Raw genomic sequence first — 4,298 nt, 5'->3', positions numbered from 1 at the left:
GCTTTTTCGGCCAGCAAGCGTTGCAGGGGTTTGTCACCGAACAGCCAGAACATGACCGGCGTCAACAAGGTGTCGAGCAGCGTTGAACTGATCAGCCCGCCAAAAATGACCACCGCCACCGGATGCAGGATTTCCTTGCCTGCTGCGTCGGCGGAGAGCAGCAGCGGGGTCAGGGCAAAAGCGGCGACCAGTGCGGTCATCAACACCGGCGTCAGCCGCTCCAGCGAGCCGCGTACAATCATCGCTCGCCCGAATACCTCGCCCTCGAAAGCGCACAGGTTGATGTAGTGGCTGATCTTGAGAATGCCGTTGCGCGTGGCGATGCCGGTCAGCGTGATGAAGCCGACCAGCGCGGCCACCGACAGCGCTTGGCCCGAGATCCACAGGGCCACCACCGAACCGACCAGGGCGAGTGGCACGTTGCCCATGATGATGGCCGTCAGCATCGCCGAACGGTAGCGGCTGTAGAGGACCAGGTAGATCATGGCCAGCGACACCAGGGCCAGGACAGCGATCAGTTTGGCGGCTTCCTCCTGCGCCTGGAACTGCCCCTCCAGTAGGGGGAAATAGCCTTCCGGCATCGGTTTGCGGTCGATTTCAGCGCGGATCTCGGCAATGATGCGGCTGATGTCGGAACCGTCGCTGTTGGCCGAGATGACGATGCGCCGGCGCGTGTTCTCCCGGCCGATCTGATTCGGGCCGTCGCCATCCTCGATCGTGGCAAGGCGCGCAAGCGGCACCCGACCGCTGGGCGTCTCGATCAGCAGGTCCTCCAGGCCGCGCTCGCCGCGGGCGTCTTCCGGCAGGCGCAGGGTGAGGTCGAAACGGCGATTGCCCTCCAGGACCTGGCCGACGCGTTCTCCGGCCAGCAACTGTTCGAGCTCCTGCAGCAGCTCGCCGGAGGTGATCCCGTAGCGCGAGGCAGCGTCGTAATCGACGCGGATTTTGTACTGCGGGATGAGCACCTGCTTTTCGATCTGCAGATCGGTAATCCCGGGTATCCTGGCCAGCCGCTCCTTGAGGTCGCCGGCCAGCCCGCGCAGGGTATCCAGATCGTCACCGAAGATCTTGAGCGCAATCTGCGCGCGCACACCGGAAAGCAGGTGGTCGAGACGGTGCGAAATCGGCTGCCCGACACTGACCACCGCCGGCAGGCCGGAGAGGCGCTGGCGAATGTCGGCAATGATCGCCTCGCGGCCACGTGGCGAGGCTTTCAGGTCGACTTCGATCTCGGAGGAATGGACGCCTTCCGCGTGTTCGTCCAGTTCGGCTCGACCCGTCCGGCGACCAACTTCGGTGACTTCCGGCACCGTCAGAAGCAGCTTCTCCGCTTGCGTACCGATGCGATTCGACTCGGCGAGCGAGGTGCCTGGGTTGAGTAGCACGCTGACCGTCAGGGTGCCTTCGTTGAACGGCGGCAAGAAGGATTTCGGGAACCAGGGGATCGATGCCAGCGCCACCGCTACCGTGATTGCCGCACCGGTCAGCAGGAGTCGGCCACGATCGAACGACCAGTTGAGGACGCGTTCGTCCCACGCTTTCAGCCGGGATACCAGGGCACTGTCGCCGTGATCGATGTGCTTCATTGCCGGCAAGAGGTAGTAGCACAGCACCGGGGTGAGGGTCATTGCCACCGCCATGCTGGCCAGAATGGAAACGATATAGGCGACTCCGAGTGGCGTGAACAGCCGCCCCTCGATTCCCGGCAGGGCAAATAGCGGAATGAACACCAGGACGACGATCAGCGTGGCATAAACGACACCCGAGCGCACCTCCTTCGAGGCAGCGGCAATGACTTCGAGTGCCGGCCTCGGATCGGGCAGGCTGCGGTTTCTGCGCAGGCGGCGCAGGACGTTTTCCACGCCAATCACCGCATCGTCGACCAGTTCGCCGATGGCAATCGCCAGCCCGCCGAGCGTCATGGTATTGATCGACAAGCCGAAGTAGTGGAAAACCAGCGCCGTGAGCAGCAGCGACACCGGAATGGCGGTCAGCGAAATGAAGGTAGTGCGCAGATTGGCGAGAAACAGGAACAGGATGACGGCCACCATGACGGCGCCGTCGCGCAGCGCCTCTTCGACGTTGCCCACCGAAGCTTCGATGAAGTTGGCCTGCTTGAAGAGGAACTGCGGTGTGTCGACTCCCTGCGGCAGACTCTTGCCCATCTCGGCCAAGGCAGTTTCGACGGCGCGAGTCAAGGCCACCGAATCCGCCGTCGGCTGTTTCTGCACCGAGAGAATGACTGCCGGCTTGCCCCTGAAGCTGCCATCGCCGCGCTTGATGGCCGGCGCAAAGGCGACCGAGGCAACTTGGCGGAGCAGGATTGCCTGCCCCTTGCGCGTCGCCACCGGCTGGTTCTGCAGGTCTTCGAGTCGGCTGCTACGGCCGATGTTGCGGATCAGATATTCGCGGCCGCCGGCATCGACGAAGCCGCCGGCGGTGTTGCCGCCGAAGTTTTTCAGCGCCGCTTCCAGTTCGCTCAGCGTCACTGCCAGCGCCTGCATGCGCGCCGGATCGGGTTCAATGCGGTACTGCTTGACCTGGCCACCGATGGCAATGACTTGCGCGACGCCCGGGATGGTCAGCAGGCGCGGGCGAATTACCCAGTCCGCGTACTCCCGGACCTGCATCGGGCTGACCTTGTCGGGGTCGGCTGGCAAGGCGATGAGCAGGATCTCGCCCATGATCGACGAGATCGGCCCCATCTGCGGAACGATGCCTTGCGGCAACTGCTCGCGGACCAGGTTGAGACGTTCGGCGATCTGCTGGCGGTTGCGGTAAATCTCGCTTCCCCACTCGAACTCGACGTACACCACCGACAGGCCGATTCCCGACACGGAGCGCACGCGTGTTACGCCGGGCATGCCGTTCATCGCCGCTTCGACGGGGAAAGTGATCAACTGCTCGACCTCTTCCGGCGCCATGCCGCCGGCTTCAGTCATCAGCGTGACCATCGGCTTGTTGAGGTCGGGGAAGACGTCCACCGGCATCTTGCGCACGGTCAGCGCGCCATAAATGATCAGCAGAAACGAGACGCCAAGGACGATCAGGCGCTGCTTGAGGCTGGTGTTGATGATGAAATCGAACACGGCGCTCCTTCAACGAATCTGGGACAGCGATGCGGCGCCGTGCACGACGACCCGCTCGCCGCCGCCCAGCCCGTCGGTCACTGCGACCGTACGACCGTCCAGCGGCGCGATCCTGACCTTTCGCGAAACAAAACGCTCGGCGCTTTCGTGCACCCAGACCACCGACTCATTGGCTGCATTGCGCACCACGGCGCCCGCGGGAACGGCGACGCCGGGCTGGCGCTCGCTGGTCTGGGCGAGCACCTTGAGTGTCTGGCCGACGGCAAGCGCAGGTAACTCGCCGGTTTTCGGCAATTCGACGCGGAACAGTACCGGCATGGCCAGATCCTTGAGAGTGCGCCCGATGCCGACAAACGACAGATCGAGAACGCCGCCCGCCACCGCTGCGCTGGCCCTGGCCAATCCGGCGAGCAACTGTGGATCGTAGGCCAGCGCCTCGACCGCCAGGCGCTGTGGATCGATCACCTCGAAAACCACCTCCCGAGCATCGACGACCTGACCGACGACAGCGTTGGCCGCGCTGACCACACCGCTGACCGGCGCCACCAGCGCTTCACGGCCGAGGCTGCCGCCGATCGCGGCTTTGCGCTTCTTGAAGGCGGCGAGTTCGATCTGTGCCTGCTCGATGTCCTTCTCGGGAACACTGCCTTCGAGTTGCCTGAGGCGTGCGACACGGCGTCCGAGGACGCTTTCCTGCGCCGCGAGTTCAGCCAGCGCCGACTGCTGCGAACCGCGTTCGATGGCGCTGGACGCCGGCTGCAGCCAGGCGAGTAGCTGTCCTTTGCTGACCCGCTGGCCGAGTACCGCGAGCCCTTTTGGGCCGGCCTCGATCCGCCCGCTCTGGAAAGTCTGCACGCGTCCGCCCGCATTGGGGTCGGCGACCACGCGGCCATTGAGTTCCACGGTGCGCGGAAATTCACCTTTGCGTGCCGCCTGGGTGCGTAGCGCCAGTTGGCGTTGTGCCGATTTCGGGACGAAGATGCTGCCATCCGGCAAGCGCACGGCCGGCTCGATAAAGGTCACCTGTCCCTGGGCGTTGACTGCGTTGACTGCGGCGACCGCCACCGGCGCCGGGGTGGATTTCTTCTCGTCGCCATGGTCCTCGCCGCCGTGCGCCCAGACCTGAACAGTGAGAGCGCTGGCCAACAACAGGACAAGCGTGTCACGGCTGATGTTGCGCGAATCAGACATGGTGGATGGCCCTTTATT

2 protein-coding genes are annotated in these 4,298 nt (G+C 64.3%); both read right to left on the bottom strand.

All coding sequences use genetic code 11. The features are described from left to right. A partial coding sequence (locus ACCAA_RS20125) for an efflux RND transporter permease subunit (RefSeq protein ID WP_186409033.1) occupies positions 1–3,089 on the bottom strand: 3,089 nt, incomplete at its 3' end. A gap of 9 nt (positions 3,090–3,098) precedes the next feature. Further along, positions 3,099–4,280 carry an efflux RND transporter periplasmic adaptor subunit gene (locus ACCAA_RS20120; protein WP_186409032.1) on the bottom strand — a complete coding sequence of 394 codons (1,182 nt, stop codon included), beginning with the start codon at positions 4,278–4,280 and terminating at the stop codon, positions 3,099–3,101. Between the last annotated feature and the right edge of the window lie 18 nt (positions 4,281–4,298).

The organism is Candidatus Accumulibacter aalborgensis (genome assembly GCF_900089955.1).
GTDB classification, from domain to species: Bacteria; Pseudomonadota; Gammaproteobacteria; order Burkholderiales; family Rhodocyclaceae; genus Accumulibacter; species Accumulibacter aalborgensis.
This window is presented reverse-complemented; position numbering and strand designations above follow the sequence as displayed.